The organism is Micromonospora sp. WMMD714, assembly GCF_029581315.1.
Taxonomy (GTDB): domain Bacteria; phylum Actinomycetota; class Actinomycetes; order Mycobacteriales; family Micromonosporaceae; genus Micromonospora; species Micromonospora rifamycinica.
The window spans coordinates 2,706,706-2,720,190 of sequence record NZ_CP120744.1 but is presented as its reverse complement, the minus strand read 5'-3'; the positions used below and the strand labels follow the sequence as shown (position 1 = coordinate 2,720,190).

Sequence of the window (13,485 nt, the reverse complement as noted above, 5' to 3'; positions counted from 1 at the left end):
GGACCACCGCAGGTCACACCGGGCCGGTCACCGCCGGGTCGACCCTCCGGGCGGTGACACCGTGACCGGCCGTTCCCTCGGCGGCGAGCTGGCCGTACGGCTCGGCAAGGCCGCGGCGGTCTCCCTGATCGCCGGGACGATCGGCGGGGCGGCGGTGCTCGCCGGGCAGGCGGTGGCGGCCCGTAACCGCGACTACGCCCAGCCCGAGCTGGGCCTGGCGCTGCGGGCGACCGTCGGCCGGGCCGGTGCCCCGCCGCTGCGGTTGGTGCTGCTCGGCGACTCCTCGGCGCTCGGCGTCGGGGTGGCCCGGTTCGACGACACGGTCGGCGGCCAGCTCGCCCACCTGCTGGCCGAGGGACCGACCGGTCGCCGGGTGCACCTGTCCAGCGTGGGGGTCTCCGGATCCCGCTCCACCGACCTGGCGACCCAGGTGGCACGGGCGTTGCTCGGCGACCGGCCGGACGTCGCGGTGGTGCTGATCGGGGCGAACGACGCCACCGCCATGCGCAGCCCGGTCGAGGCCGGGGCGCATCTCGCCTCGACCGTGCGCCGGCTGCGGGAGGCCGGGGTCGAGGTCGTCGTCGGCACCTGCCCGGACCTGGGCGCGGTGCGAGCGGTGTCCCCACCGCTGCGGCAGGTGATCGGGTGGTCGGGCCGGCGGGTGGCCCGCGCCCAGACCACCGCCGTGCTCGACGCCGGGGGCACTGTCGTCGACCTCGGCACGGAGACCGGGCCGGTGTTCCGGGCCGACGCGGGGACGCTGTGCCACGACGGTTTCCACCCGTCCGCCGACGGATACCGGGTGTGGGCACACGCCCTGTTGCCGGCGGTGGTGGCCGCCGCCAACGTCGCGTCCCGGCACTGACCGGCCCGACTCCGGTCGTCCCGGCGGGTCCACCGTGCCCGGGCAATGGCCGGGGTGACATTTCCCGCCGGGCGGTCTTCTTCCGCGTGAGATTACCGTCAAGTTAACGTTGGTTCATGCCGATTGAGTCGTCCCGCGACGCCGTCATCGTCGCCACCGCCCGGTCCCCCATCGGCCGCGCCTTCAAGGGTTCCCTGCGCGACGTCCGCCCGGACGACCTCGCCGCCACCATCGTGCAGGCCGCGCTGGACAAGGTCCCCGGCCTCGACCCCACCACCATCGACGACCTCTACGTCGGCTGCGGGCTGCCCGGCGGCGAGCAGGGCTTCAACCTGGCCCGGGTGGTCGCCACCCTGATGGGCCTGGACGGCCTGCCCGGGGCCACGGTGACCCGTTACTGCGCGTCGTCGTTGCAGACCACCCGGATGGCGATGCACGCGATCCGGGCCGGTGAGGGCGACGTCTTCGTCTCCGCCGGGGTCGAGATGGTCTCCCGGTACGCCCGGGGCAACTCCGACACCCTGCCCCCCGAGGCCAAGGCGCTGGTCGGCGGCGGCTGGGAGAACCCGCGCTTCGCCGAGGCCCGGCAGCGGTCGGTGGCCCGCGCCCAGGGCGGCGCCGAGGTGTGGACCGACCCCCGCGACGCCGGCCAGCTGCCCGACGTCTACCTCGCCATGGGGCAGACGGCGGAGAACCTGGCCCAGGTGCACGACATCACCCGGGAGGAGATGGACGCGTTCGGCGTCCGCAGCCAGAACCTTGCCGAGAAGGCCATCGCCGACGGGTTCTGGGCCCGCGAGATCACCCCGGTGACCACCCCGGACGGCAGCGTGGTCGACACCGACGACGGCCCGCGCCCCGGGGTCACCCCGGAGGCGGTGGCCGGGCTGAAGCCGGTCTTCCGCCCGGACGGCCGGATCACCGCCGGCAACTGCTGCCCGCTCAACGACGGCGCCGCCGCCGTGGTGGTGATGAGCGCCCAGCGGGCCGCCGACCTGGGGCTCACCCCGCTGGCCCGGATCGTCTCCACCGGCGTCACCGCCCTGTCGCCGGAGATCATGGGCCTCGGCCCGGTCGAGGCGTCCCGGCAGGCGCTGCGCCGGGCCGGGATGACCGTCGACGACGTGGACCTGGTCGAGATCAACGAGGCGTTCGCCGCCCAGGTGATCCCGTCCTACCGGCAGCTCGGCATCCCGGAGGAGAAGGTCAACGTGATGGGCGGGGCGATCGCCGTCGGCCACCCGTTCGGGATGACCGGCGCCCGGATCACCGGCACCCTGCTCAACGCCCTCCAGTGGCACGACCGGACCATCGGCCTGGAGACCATGTGCGTCGGCGGCGGTCAGGGCATGGCGATGGTGCTCGAACGGCTCAGCTGAGCCCTACAGCGCGTCGCGGGTCGCCGTCACCGCGGCGGCGGCCCCGGCCAGCACCTCCTGCGGTGGGCCGGCGGCGACCAGGTCCGCCGCGACCACCCGGAGCTGGTCGGGCAGCGCCATCGGCTGCGCCAACCGGGGCACCTCCCGACGCGGCCCGCCCTCCGCGTCGGCGGCCAGGTCGGCGACGTCCTGCACCAGCCTGTGCACCAGGTCGGCCCGGGAGACGTCACCGCCCTCGGCGACCGCCGCCCAGCGCGGCTGCTGCCAGTGCCCCACCTGACGGACCAGCAGCGCCACCGCCCGGTCCAACTCCGCTGCGCTCATCGCCGGCGAGTCTACGCAACCCCGGCCGGTCGCACCGACGACGACGCCCGCCACCGCAGGGAGCGCGGTGGCGGGCGTCGGGTGCGAAACCGTCAGTCGTCGCCCTGGAAGTAGCTGATCAGGCGCAGCATCTCCAGGTAGAGCCAGACCAGGCTGACCACGATGCCGAACGCGGCCGTCCAGGAGTAGCGGGCCGGCAGCCCCATCCGGACGCCGTCCTCGACCTCCTTGAAGCTGAGCACGAAGCTCAGCGAGGCCACCACGATGCAGACCAGGCTGAACCCGATGGCCAGCGGACTGCCGTCGCGCAGGCCGGTGTTCACGCCGAACAGCGCGAGCACCAGGTTGATCAGCATGACGGCGAAGAGGCCCGCCATCACGGCGATCATGCCCTTGACGAACTTGGGGGTGGCCCGGATGACGCGCGCCTTGTAGAGCATGGTCATCACGAAGAAGACGCCGAAGGTGGCGACCACGGCCTGGAGCACGATGCCCTCGTAGGCCGTCTCGTAGAACTTGCTGACCAGACCGACGAACGCGCCCTCGACGATCGCGTACGCGACGACCAGGGCCGGGTTGGCGACCCGGGAGAACGAGATGATCAGGCCGAGCACCAGGCCGACCATCGCCGCCCCGATCCAGGCGACACCGAGCAACGAATCCGGCACCATGATCCAGGCCGCCGCGGCGGCGACGCCGAGGATGGCCAGGAGGGTGACGGTCTTGACGACGACGTCGTCGAGGGTCATCGTGCCGGACACCTGCGGGGCGACCGGGGAGCCCGGTTGGCCCGGGTACTGCTGGGGAATGCCGGGTTGTCCGTAACCGTACGGCCCGGGTTGGGCGTACCCGGCGGACCGCTCCCGCTCGGCCGCCTGGCCGAGCCGGGCGAGCACCGGGTTCGAGGTCTTCACTGTCTCAGGCCTCCCTCAGGGGGTCAGTCGCACGCAAACGTGCACTCCCAGGGTAAACGGCCGGTACCCCGGCACGCCCGCCGGGACGCTGTGGGAAAGCTGAGAGTGTGGTGCCCGGGGCGGGTCTCGAACCCGCACGCCTTGCGGCAGCCGCTTTTAAGGCGGCCGTGTCTGCCGTTCCACCACCCGGGCGGGTCCACGCCGACGCGCGACGGTGCAGTGTCACGGTAACCGTTCCGCGCCGGCCCGGCGTACCCCCGGGGCACCGGGGCGGCGACCCGGCCCCGACGACGCCGGACGCCCCTCCCCGCGACCGGGGAGGGGCGTCCGGGCGGGTACCGCCGTTCAGGCCGCCCGGCTGGTGACCGGGATCGGCTGCGACGCCTCCGCGAACTCCTCACGCGGGTCGTGCAGCTGCCCGAGGGCGACCACCTCACGCTTGAGGAAGAAGGCCAGCGACCAGTCCACCACGACCCGGACCTTGCGGTTGAACGACGGGATCCGGCTCATGTGGTACGTCCGGTGCATGAACCAGGCCGGCCAGCCCTTCATCTTGATGCCGTACACCTGGGCCACGCCCTTGTGCAGGCCGAGGCTGGCCACGCTGCCGGCGTGCTTGTGCTTGTAGTCGACCGGCTCCCGGCCGCGCACCACCAGCGCGATGTTGTCGGCCATCCGGGCGGCCTGGCGCACCGCGTGCTGGGCGCTGGGCGAGCAGTAGTTGCCCGGCTCCTTGGTGAGATCCGGCACCGCGGCGCAGTCACCGGCGCTCCACGCCCCCTCGACCACCCGGTCGCCGTCGACGACCTGGAGGGTGGGCAGGCAGGTGACCCGCCGCCGCTCGTCGCGGGGGAAGTCCGTGCGGTCCAGCATCGGCGACGGCTTGACGCCGGCCGTCCAGACGATGGTGTCGGAGCGGAAGCTGTCGCCGTCGGAGAGCTTCACCACCCCGTCGACGCAGGATTCGAGCCGGGTGTCCAGCCGGATGTCCATGTTCCGCTTGAGCAGCTGCTGCACCGTGTAGGCGCCCATGTCCCGGTCGACCTCGGGCAGCACCCGCTGGGTCGCCTCGACCAGCACCCAGCGCATGTCGTCCGGCTCCAGCTCCGGGTAGTAGCGCAGCGCGTCCCGGGCCATGTCCTCCATCTCGGCCAGCGCCTCGATGCCGGCGTAGCCGCCGCCGACGAAGGTGAAGGTCAACGCGGAGCGGCGGACGTCGGGGTCCGGCGTGGCGGCCGCCACGTCGAGCCGGTCCAGCACGTGGTTACGCAGGTAGATGGCCTCGCCGATGGTCTTGAAACCGATCCCGTGCTCGTGCAGGCCCGGGATCGGCAGGGTGCGGGACACCGAGCCGGGGGCCACCACCACGTGGTCGTACGGGATCTCCCGGGTCGGGCCGACGATCGGCTGCACCACCGCGGTCTTGCGGCTGTGGTCGATCCGGGTCACCGCACCCGCGACGATCTTGCACTTGCGCAACTCACGCCGCAGCGGCACCACGGAGTGCCGGGGCGAGATGTTGCCGGCCGCCGCCTCCGGGAGGAACGGCTGGTACGTCATGTGCGGCTGCGGGTCGACCACGACGACCTCGGCCTCACGGGAGCTCAGCTTCTTGGACAGGCGCAGAGCGGCGTACAGGCCCACGTGCCCGGCACCCACGACAAGGATCCGCTTCGGATTCACGTCATCCATCTTTCCCCGGGCGGCCCTGGAAATACCGGTCGAGACCCCCTTCTGTGACGGAGCACAACACCTGTGAGCTGCGTGACGTTCCCGCCGACAGCCCGCTACCGGCGGCGCAGCAACCAGCCCAGCAACCCGCTCGTACCCACCGCCACCAGCAGCCCGACCACGGTGACGGCCTGGGAACCGTCGTCCGGGCCGAGCTGACCCGACCCGGCCAGCAGCACGCCGATCACCGCGGAGGCCAGCACCACCGCACCGGCCCGGGTGACCCAGCGCAACACGACATTCGGGTCGATCGCCCCGTCGTACGGCAGCACGGCCGCCAACGCGCAGAGGGTGTGTCCGAGGTAGAGCAGGGCCGCCACCGCCAACAACCGCCACAGCGCGATCGGCCGGTCGTACCCGGCCGAGGCGAACACCCAGCCGACCACCGTGACCAGCGCGGCGAAGGTCGGCCACACCCGTCGCGGCGCCACCGCCGGCAGCACCGCCACCACCGTCAACGCCAGCACCGACCGGGCACTGAACAACTCCACCGGATACGCCAGGAGCAGGCCGGCGAGCCCGACCAGGAAGACGGCACCGCGTACCAGCAACGGCAGCAACGCCACCCGGCGCGCCGCCGTGCGCGCCGCCCGGACCCGCTCCCGCGCCGCCGCCACCGCGCTCACCGGCCACCTACCCGGGGAGCGGTCGCCAACCGGGCGACGTCCCGCAGCACCTGGTCCAGGCTGCCGGCGCCGGCCCACCCCACCACCGGCACGCCGTGCTCCCGGAGCTGGGCGATCATCGTGTCCCGGTCCAGCCGCCACAGCCGGTACGCCACCGGCGCCCACCCCCGGTCCCCGGGCGGGGCCAGGTCGGCCGGCAGGGTGTCCACCGCAACCACGAAGCGACCGCCCCGGGCCAACCGGGCCAACATCTGCGCGGACCGCTCGTCGAGCAGCGGGGTGAGCACCACCACCAGCGCGTCGGCGGAGAGCACCTGCGGGCCGAAGACCTGGTCGTACGAATCGTGCGGGGACGACTCGGCGTGCACGTCGAGCAGCCACTCCAGCACCGTCAGGTACTGCCGACGGCCGGTGGCCGGGCGCAGCCGGCGGGCTGCCGGACCGTACTCCAGCAGCGCCACCCGGTCACCCCGGTGCAGGTAGTGCTCGGCGATCGCGGCAGCCGCCCGGACCGTGGTGTCCAGCACCGACGCCGCGCCGTTTACCCCGCCGGAGCGGCCCGCCTCGGCCAGCACGTCGAGCAGCACGACCACCTCGGCGTCCCGGTCGGACAGGGTCGACGCCACGTGCAGCTGCCGGGTCCGCAGCGACACCCGCCAGTCGATCCGGCGCAGCCGGTCCCCCGGCCCGAAGACCCGCACCCCGGCCAGCTCACCGCCCTCCCCGGGCCGCCGCGAGCGGTGCCCGCCGACCAGCCCGGCGGCCCGGGGCATCGCCTCCACCGCCTCGAACGGCTCGGTCTTCGGGTACACCCGCATCCGCAGCGGGTCGGTCAGCACCGCCCGGGACACCAGCAGCCCGTCCGCGGCGGCGGCCCGGGCACCCGCCGGGCCGATCGGATGCCGGCCCCACCGCAGCGCGGTGCCGGCCAGCTCCAGGTCGACGGCGGTGCCGGTGGCCAGCGTGGTGACGAAGGGCCGGTCCGCGCCGCCGGAGCGGCTGACGTCCAGCCCGAGCCCGCCGAAGCCGGCCCGCCGCACCCGCAACCACGGCGAGATCCGGGTCCGGACCACGACCACGTCGTACGACACCACGTCCGGGTTGCCCACCGCCACCGCCCCGGCCAGCTCGCCCCCCTCGACCAGCTGGCCGTCCGCGGCGGTGATCTCCAGCTCCGGGGCGGCGACCGGCCGGCGGCGCAACGCGTACGCGGTGCCGAGCGCGAACGGGGTGGCCAGCACCACGAGGTCGACCCGGCCCAGCAGCACGGCGGCGATCAGCAACAGCCCGGTGAGCAGCACCGCCCGGCCGAGCGCCCAGGTGGGTGACCAGCCCACCGTCGCCTCCTGACGGTCAGGCACGACGATCAGCGCCCGGCCCGGCCGGCCGCGTAGCTGGGCAGCGCGCCGCTGGCCGGGGCCGGGGTCTGCTCCAGCACCTCGCCGACCACGAACGACGGGTCCACCCGGCGCAGCCACATCTCCGGGCGCAGGGTGATCCGGTGGGCCAGCGCGGGGGCGGCCACCTCCTTCACGTCCTCCGGCACCACGTAGTCCCGCCCGGCGAAGACGGCCCGGACCCGGGCCAGCAGCAGCAGCGCCAGCGACCCGCGCGGCGACGCCCCGACCAGCACCGACGGATGCTCCCGGGTGGCCGCGGTGAGGTCCACGATGTACTTGCCGACGGAGTCCTCCACCACCACGTCCTCCAGCGCGGCCTGCATGGCCCGCAGGGTGCCGGCGTCGACCACCGGCTCGATCTGCGCCTCCTCGCGACGACGGTCCATCCGTCGGCGGAGCACCTCCCACTCCTCGTCGCGCTGCGGATAGCCGAACGACACCCGCAGCAGGAACCGGTCGAGCTGCGCCTCGGGCAGCGGGTACGTGCCCTCGTACTCGATCGGGTTGGCGGTGGCCAGCACGTGGAACGGCGCGTCCAGCCGGTAGGTGACGCCCTCGACGGAGACCTGCTTCTCCTGCATCGCCTCCAGCAGCGCCGACTGGGTCTTCGGCGGGGTCCGGTTGATCTCGTCGGCGAGCAGCAGGTTGGTGAAGAGCGGACCGGCCCGGAAGGAGAAGTCGCCGCTGCGCTGGTCGTAGAGGAACGAGCCGGTGACGTCGGCGGGGAGCAGGTCAGGGGTGAACTGGAGCCGGCGGAAGTCCAGCCCGAGGGCCTGGGCGAAGGAACGGGCGGTCAGCGTCTTGCCCAGCCCGGGCAGATCCTCCAGCAGCACGTGCCCGCCGGCCAGGATGCCGGCCAGCACCAGTTCCAGGGCCTCCCGCTTGCCGACCACGACCGTGCCGACCGCGTCCAGCACCGCCCGGGCCAGGTGGCCGACCTCCGTGGCGGGAATGCTGCGGTCCACGTCGTTCATCAGATCTTCTCCAGTTCGGCGACGATCACCGCGAGGTCGCGCGGCGACGGGGTACGGCGGGAGGGGGTGTCGAGGAAACTCCACAGCGGCTCCCCGAGCAGGGCGCGGGCCCGGATCGGGTCGGCCTCCCGGGTCAGGCCGTGGCGTTGGCGCAACCGCTCGTCGGCCAGCTCGCCGAGGCGGGGCAGGATCCGCTCGGTGAAGCGTTCCGGGCTGTTCGAGGCCCAGTCCAGCGGGCGCTCCCAGCCGTTGATGGCGGCCCGCAGCGCGTCCCGGGCCGCCCAGTTGTAGTCGCCCGACTCCTCACCGGCGGGGGTCCGGACACCGGCGCGGGGTGGCGGCGGCGGGGCCAGCGCGGCGGTCACCCGCCGGACGGCGAGCACCGCCAGCACCCCGGCCACCACGATCGCGAGGGAGAGTTGCAGGCCGACCGCGCGCAGGCCGACCAGGATCACGGCGGTCACCCCGGCGGCCGTCAGGAGCAGCCGGAACAGCCAACGGACACGCCCGCCCCGGGCCGCTCCCGAGCGGGCCGGGGCCTCCTCCTCGAAGCGGAACAGGTCGTCCAGACCCGTCGACTCGCTCACCTCGGCACCCCACCGGTCGCGGCGTGGCGGGCGGTCACGCCGGCACCTGCGCGTCGGCCAGCGCGGTCAGTTCGCCGCGCAGCCGCCGTAGCGCCCCCCGGGCCTGGTCGCGCATCCGGGCGTCGACCGTGCGGGTGGCGTAGCGGGCCTCGCGGTAGACGTGCGCGAAGCCGTCCAGCACGTCGGTGCTGGCGATGGCGGGCACGCCGGCTGCCGGGTCGCCGCGCAGCAGCCGGGCGACCAGGTCGGTCGGGGTGTCCCCGGTACGTCTCGGCACGCCGGCCTCGGTGGCCGCCTCCTCCAGCCGCACCCAGCAGGCGATGACCGCGGTACGCGGGTCGGTGTCGGCGTCGTCCAGCTCCTCCAACCCGGCGTCGAGGGCGGCCATCACCTCCCGCGCGGTGCCCTCGGCGGTACGCCGGGCCCGCACCCCGGGCACCGCCCGGGTGGTCCGCCGCAACGCACCGCGCACCAACATCCAGGCCAGGTAGCCGAAAGCGGTCAGGACGGCCAGTCCGAGCAGGGCGATCGCCACCGTGGCGATCCACTGCGGGACGCTCGCCCGGGTCTGCTCGGCGTCGGTCCGCGGCTCGATCGGGATCGACGCGGCCGGCTCGGCCGTCGGGTACTCCGGCACGTAGGGCAGGCTCTCGGCGGCCGGCGGGATCCGGCTCGCGCCGATCGACGAGTGCCCCGCGGCGAGCGCGGCGACGAGCAGCAGCAGCGCCACCAGGACGACGGGCCACCATCTGCGCAGTACGCCCAGGACCATCGCCACCACCCCACGCTGCTCAGTCCACCCCCGCGAGCTGTCTGGCCCGGGTGAACACGTCGTCCAGCATCTGTGTGGTCAACCGCCCGGTGAAGGTGTTCTGCTGGCTGACGTGGTAGCAACCGAGCAGAGCGGGAGCGGCCGACCCGGACCAGTGTGCCCCATGGCCGAAGACCGGTCGCGGGCTGGGCGGCCGGACGCCGTACACCTGGCGTAGCACCGGCCACCACGCCGCCCAGGCGAACGCGCCCAGCGCGACCACCACCCGCAGGGTCGGGCGGATCAGCTCCACCTCCCGGTGCAGCCAGGGGGCACAGGTGTCCCGCTCGGCCGGGGTGGGCTTGTTGTCCGGCGGCGCGCAGCGTACGGCGGCGAAGATCCGGGTGCCGGTCAGCGCGAGACCGTCGTCGGCGGCCACGCTGGTCGGCTGGTTGGCCAGCCCGGCGCGGTGCAGGGCGGCGAAGAGCACGTCGCCGGAGCGGTCCCCGGTGAAGACCCGGCCGGTCCGGTTGCCGCCGTGGGCCGCCGGGGCCAGACCGAGGATGCCGATCCGGGGTTCGGACGCCGCGCCGGGTGGGGTGGCCGGCGGTCCCGCGCCGCCCCGACCGGTGCGGTTGTCGGGAGCGCCGAAGCCGGGCACCGGGCGGCCCCAGTAGTCCTGGTCGCGGAAGGCGGCCCGTTTCGTCCGGGCGACCTCCTCACGCCAGTCGACCAGGCGCGGGCAGGCGAAACAGTCGCTGATCGCGGCGTCGAGACCGGCCAGGTCGGCCGCCCGGGCGGCACGGTCGACCACCCGGGCGGGGGTACGCGACTCAACCAAGTTTGGCCCGGAAGAGTTCCAGGGTGCGGGCCCAGGCGGTGGCGGCGGCCCGCTGGTCGAAGTTCTCCGGCCGGTCCTCGTTGAAGAACGCGTGCGCGGTGCCCGGGTAGTCGTACGTCTGGAAGGTGCCACCGGCGTTCTCGACCGCCCGGCGTACCGTCTGCACCCCGTCGGCGGCGGCGAGACCGTCCGCCTCGGAGCAGTGCACGACCGCCGCCTTGCCCGCGTAGTCGGCCCACTCGGTGGGCATGCCGTCCCACGGCAGCCGGGGGTAGAACGCGGCGGTGGCCACGATCCGCTCGGCCCTGGTCGCCGCCCAGAGGGCCAGGCTGGCGCCGGCGCAGAACCCGGCGCAGCCCACCTTGCCGGTCACCTCGGCCCGACCGGCCAGGAACTCCGCCGCCACGGCGATGTCGGCCGCCGCCTCGTCCATCTGGGTGCTGTTGAGCATCTGCCGGGGCTCGCTCGGCCTGCTGGCCGGCTGGCCGTGCCGGAAGTCGGGGGCCAGCGCGACGAAACCGGCCTCGGCGAACCGGTCCACCACCGAGCGGATGTGCGGGACGAGGCCCCACCAGTCCTGGATCACGATGACCGCCGGGCTGGCCGCGCCGCTGGACGGTATCGCGAGATACCCCTCGCCGGCGCCTGCGTCGCGGCGGTAGCTCACCATCTCACCCATCGGCCCGTCCTCCTGTCGGTCAGTCATCGTTGGCTGGTCGCAGGGCGTTCCTACGTGTCGGTAGCCTGCCACGGCGGAACACGTGTCGGGAAGATGCCGGAACAGTGGGATACACCTCGTATTAACCCGCCGGTGGCCCGGGTGCACGGCGACGGCGGCGCGGAATTCCGCGCCGCCGTCGACAAACCACCGTGGTGGCCGGGAAGGCCCTGGTGGCGGGCCATACGACCCGCCGCGCCCCGGCCGGGTCGAGCCCGGTGGCGGGCCTGGCGGCCCGCCGGGGTCGGGCTCCGCGGTCCCGCCGGGCTCAGGCCTTCTTGGTCAGGCAGAGCAGGTAGCCCTTGCCACCCGGGGCGATGTTGTAGAAGAGGTAGGCGTCGTCACCCTCCTTGATGTACTGCTCGCACGCCTTGCCCTCCTTGGCCTGCGCCTCGGTCTGGTTCTCCACCCGGCCGACCACGTTGTAGGCGGCCTCGGTCGAGGTGCACCCGACCACCTTGGCGTCGTTGACCGACTGCTCCTCGGTGCCGGTCACCTCGGGCAGTTCGGCGATGCAGTCACCGGCCTTCGCCTCGGCCGTCTCGTCCGGGTTGAGGAAGTTGCCGATGGCGCTGGCGGCACCGAACTTCAGCACGGCGATCACCAGGAAGGCGACGATCGCGCCGATGATGCCGAGCGCCTTCTTCGCGCCGCCACCCTTCGACCCCTTCGCCCCCTCCGGCTGCTCCGGTGCGGCGGCGGGGGCCGGGGTGACCGGCTCGGGCTGGCCGGCCGGCTCGGCCTGCGGCGCGGGGGACGATGCGACCTGCTCTGACACGGGATGTCCTTCCGAGGGGTGAATGAGCAGACGACAACGTAGCCACGAAGATCAGCGTGCGCTGCCCCGTTCCCCTCGTCCGTTCAGCTATTTCCCAGCAACAGCACGGTTATCCGGTGACCGTGGGTAGGGGCGTGCTCGCCGGCCCGGACACCGACGGCGGAACCGGCGGGACGGAACCCGACGGGACCGGCGGGGTCGCAGTCCCCGACGGGGTGGCCGGCGGGGCCGGAGCATCCGACGCGGTGGCCGGCGGCGGGGTCCGCGTCGGGGCACCCGGGGTGGCGGCGGAACCGGGCGGGAGCGGGGCGACCGCCGGCGGGCGCGGCCGGAACGGCGCCTGCTCCGGACAGTACGGGTAGCCGCGCTGCACCGGGTTGACGTCGGGCAGGGCTGGATCGTCGCAGGCCGGCCAACCCAACCGGATCGGGGTGCCGTTCTGGTCGAAGAGCCGGGCGTTCTGCACCAACCGCCCCTCACTGTCGTAGACGTAGACGTCCTGCACCTGGTCGTACGGGTTCTGCACCGAGGTCGACTCGTAGCCGTAGTCGTAGTCGGAGCGGACGTGACCGTCCACGTTGACCACCGCGCCGATCGCGAACAGCACCAGCACCGCGGCGGTGGCGTGCACCGACCACCGCCGCCAGGACCGCAGCCCCGGGGTACGCCGGCCCAACCAGATGGAGCCGAACACCAGGCCGACGAGCATCAGCAGGCCGACGAACCCGCTGCCGTCGAGCCGGGGCAGCAGCCCGAGCGGGCCGTCGGTGCTGAGCGCGGTGACCAGCATGGCGGCCAGGTACCCGCGGGCCACCCACCAGGCCGGACGGAGCAGCCGCAGGAACTCCCCGGCCGTGGTGTGGCCGAACAGGGGGCCGAGCCGGGCGTCGACCCGACCGACCCGGGCCCGGGTACGCCCCAGCACACCGGCGATCCGCCGCTCCAGGACCCGCCGACCGGCCGCCGGATCACCCGCCCCCGCGGCGGCACGCAGCTCCGCCGCGTACGCCTCCGGGGTGCCCAGCCGGTCCACCAGGGAGCCGTCCGACTCGACGGCCACCTCGGCGAGGTGTTCCGGCAGATCCTCGGTCAGCTCGTCGCGTTCCTGCGCCGGCAGGTCGGCCAGTGCGACCCGCACCCGCTCGACGTAGTCCGTGATCTCCTGCCCAGTGACGGTCATGCCGCCATCCCCCGATCGTCGAGCAGCTGGTCCATCGTCGTGGCGAACGCGCGCCAGGTCTTGCCGGAACGGGTGAGCTGGTCACGGCCGGCGGCGTTGAGCGCGTAGTACTTGCGGTGCGGGCCGGACTCGCTCGGCACCACGTACGTGGTGAGCAGGCCGGCGGCGAAGAGTCGGCGGAGCGTGCCGTAGACCGAGGCGTCGCCGACCTCCTCCAGCCCGGCTTCGCGGAGCCGGCGGAGGATGTCGTAGCCGTAGCCGTCGGAATCCCGCAGCACGGCCAGCACGGCCAGGTCGAGCACACCCTTGAGCAACTGTGTGGTGTCCACGCATCACACACTACTGCGCACTGCGAAGTACCGTCAACAGCGCCATACCAGGCCCCGACTCTCCCTCACCCCGCCGCCCAAAGCCGCC

At 73.8% G+C, this 13,485-nt stretch carries 15 protein-coding genes and 1 tRNA gene; 2 read left to right on the top strand and 14 right to left on the bottom strand.

The features are described from left to right. Nucleotides 1–61 precede the first annotated feature (61 nt). Both O7625_RS12245 and O7625_RS12240 read left to right on the top strand, forming a co-directional pair. Nucleotides 62–865 carry an SGNH/GDSL hydrolase family protein gene (locus O7625_RS12245; RefSeq protein ID WP_282271087.1) on the top strand — a complete coding sequence of 268 codons (804 nt, stop codon included), beginning with the start codon at nt 62–64 and terminating at the stop codon, nt 863–865. Nucleotides 866–981: 116 nt separating this feature from the next. Continuing rightward, the gene (locus O7625_RS12240; protein WP_067307567.1) at nt 982–2,244 is read left to right on the top strand and encodes an acetyl-CoA C-acetyltransferase; all 1,263 of its coding nucleotides are present in this window, start codon (nt 982–984) and stop codon (nt 2,242–2,244) included. Between the two features lie 3 nt (nt 2,245–2,247). On the opposite strand, the gene O7625_RS12235 is transcribed toward O7625_RS12240, so the two are convergent. The 14 genes from O7625_RS12235 to O7625_RS12170 all read right to left on the bottom strand — a co-directional run bounded on the left by O7625_RS12235 (nt 2,248) and on the right by O7625_RS12170 (nt 13,397). Further along, nucleotides 2,248–2,568: a hypothetical protein gene (locus tag O7625_RS12235; RefSeq protein WP_282345945.1), complete on the bottom strand. Its 321-nt coding sequence runs from the start codon at nt 2,566–2,568 to the stop codon at nt 2,248–2,250. A 92-nt stretch (nt 2,569–2,660) separates the two neighbouring features. Next, entirely contained in the window at nt 2,661–3,482 is an 822-nt protein-coding gene (locus O7625_RS12230) for a Bax inhibitor-1/YccA family protein (protein ID WP_282345944.1), read from the bottom strand. Between the two features lie 108 nt (nt 3,483–3,590). Continuing rightward, nucleotides 3,591–3,674: transfer RNA gene (locus O7625_RS12225), tRNA-Leu, on the bottom strand. 153 nt (nt 3,675–3,827) lie between these two features. Further along, nucleotides 3,828–5,165 carry an NAD(P)/FAD-dependent oxidoreductase gene (locus O7625_RS12220; RefSeq protein WP_067307630.1) on the bottom strand — a complete coding sequence of 446 codons (1,338 nt, stop codon included), beginning with the start codon at nt 5,163–5,165 and terminating at the stop codon, nt 3,828–3,830. Nucleotides 5,166–5,269: 104 nt separating this feature from the next. Then, nucleotides 5,270–5,839, bottom strand: coding sequence for a hypothetical protein (locus O7625_RS12215; RefSeq protein WP_282345943.1), 570 nt, complete (start codon nt 5,837–5,839; stop codon nt 5,270–5,272). Beyond that, the gene (locus tag O7625_RS12210; RefSeq protein ID WP_282345942.1) at nt 5,836–7,200 is read right to left on the bottom strand and encodes a DUF58 domain-containing protein; all 1,365 of its coding nucleotides are present in this window, start codon (nt 7,198–7,200) and stop codon (nt 5,836–5,838) included. The genes O7625_RS12215 and O7625_RS12210 overlap by 4 nt, the downstream gene beginning before the upstream one ends. A 5-nt stretch (nt 7,201–7,205) precedes the next feature. Next, on the bottom strand, nt 7,206–8,213 hold the full coding sequence (locus tag O7625_RS12205; protein WP_067307555.1) for a MoxR family ATPase: 1,008 nt from the start codon (nt 8,211–8,213) through the stop codon (nt 7,206–7,208). Then, nucleotides 8,213–8,800, bottom strand: a complete 588-nt coding sequence (locus O7625_RS12200; protein ID WP_282345941.1) for a hypothetical protein — start codon at nt 8,798–8,800, stop codon at nt 8,213–8,215. Before O7625_RS12200 ends, O7625_RS12205 begins: the two co-directional genes overlap by 1 nt. A 34-nt stretch (nt 8,801–8,834) precedes the next feature. Next, nucleotides 8,835–9,572, bottom strand: coding sequence for a DUF4129 domain-containing protein (locus O7625_RS12195; protein WP_282346923.1), 738 nt, complete (start codon nt 9,570–9,572; stop codon nt 8,835–8,837). Nucleotides 9,573–9,591: 19 nt separating this feature from the next. After that, nucleotides 9,592–10,365 (bottom strand): uracil-DNA glycosylase, encoded by a 774-nt coding sequence (locus O7625_RS12190; protein ID WP_282345940.1) that lies wholly within the window; start codon nt 10,363–10,365, stop codon nt 9,592–9,594. A 19-nt stretch (nt 10,366–10,384) separates the two neighbouring features. Beyond that, complete coding sequence (locus tag O7625_RS12185) at nt 10,385–11,071, bottom strand: dienelactone hydrolase family protein (protein ID WP_067307546.1); 687 nt, start codon at nt 11,069–11,071, stop codon at nt 10,385–10,387. 307 nt (nt 11,072–11,378) lie between these two features. Beyond that, nucleotides 11,379–11,888, bottom strand: a complete 510-nt coding sequence (locus tag O7625_RS12180; RefSeq protein WP_282345939.1) for a hypothetical protein — start codon at nt 11,886–11,888, stop codon at nt 11,379–11,381. Nucleotides 11,889–11,997: 109 nt separating this feature from the next. Then, nucleotides 11,998–13,068, bottom strand: coding sequence for a hypothetical protein (locus O7625_RS12175; RefSeq protein ID WP_282345938.1), 1,071 nt, complete (start codon nt 13,066–13,068; stop codon nt 11,998–12,000). After that, the gene (locus O7625_RS12170; protein WP_067307540.1) at nt 13,065–13,397 is read right to left on the bottom strand and encodes a PadR family transcriptional regulator; all 333 of its coding nucleotides are present in this window, start codon (nt 13,395–13,397) and stop codon (nt 13,065–13,067) included. The genes O7625_RS12175 and O7625_RS12170 overlap by 4 nt, the downstream gene beginning before the upstream one ends. Nucleotides 13,398–13,485: the final 88 nt, after the last annotated feature.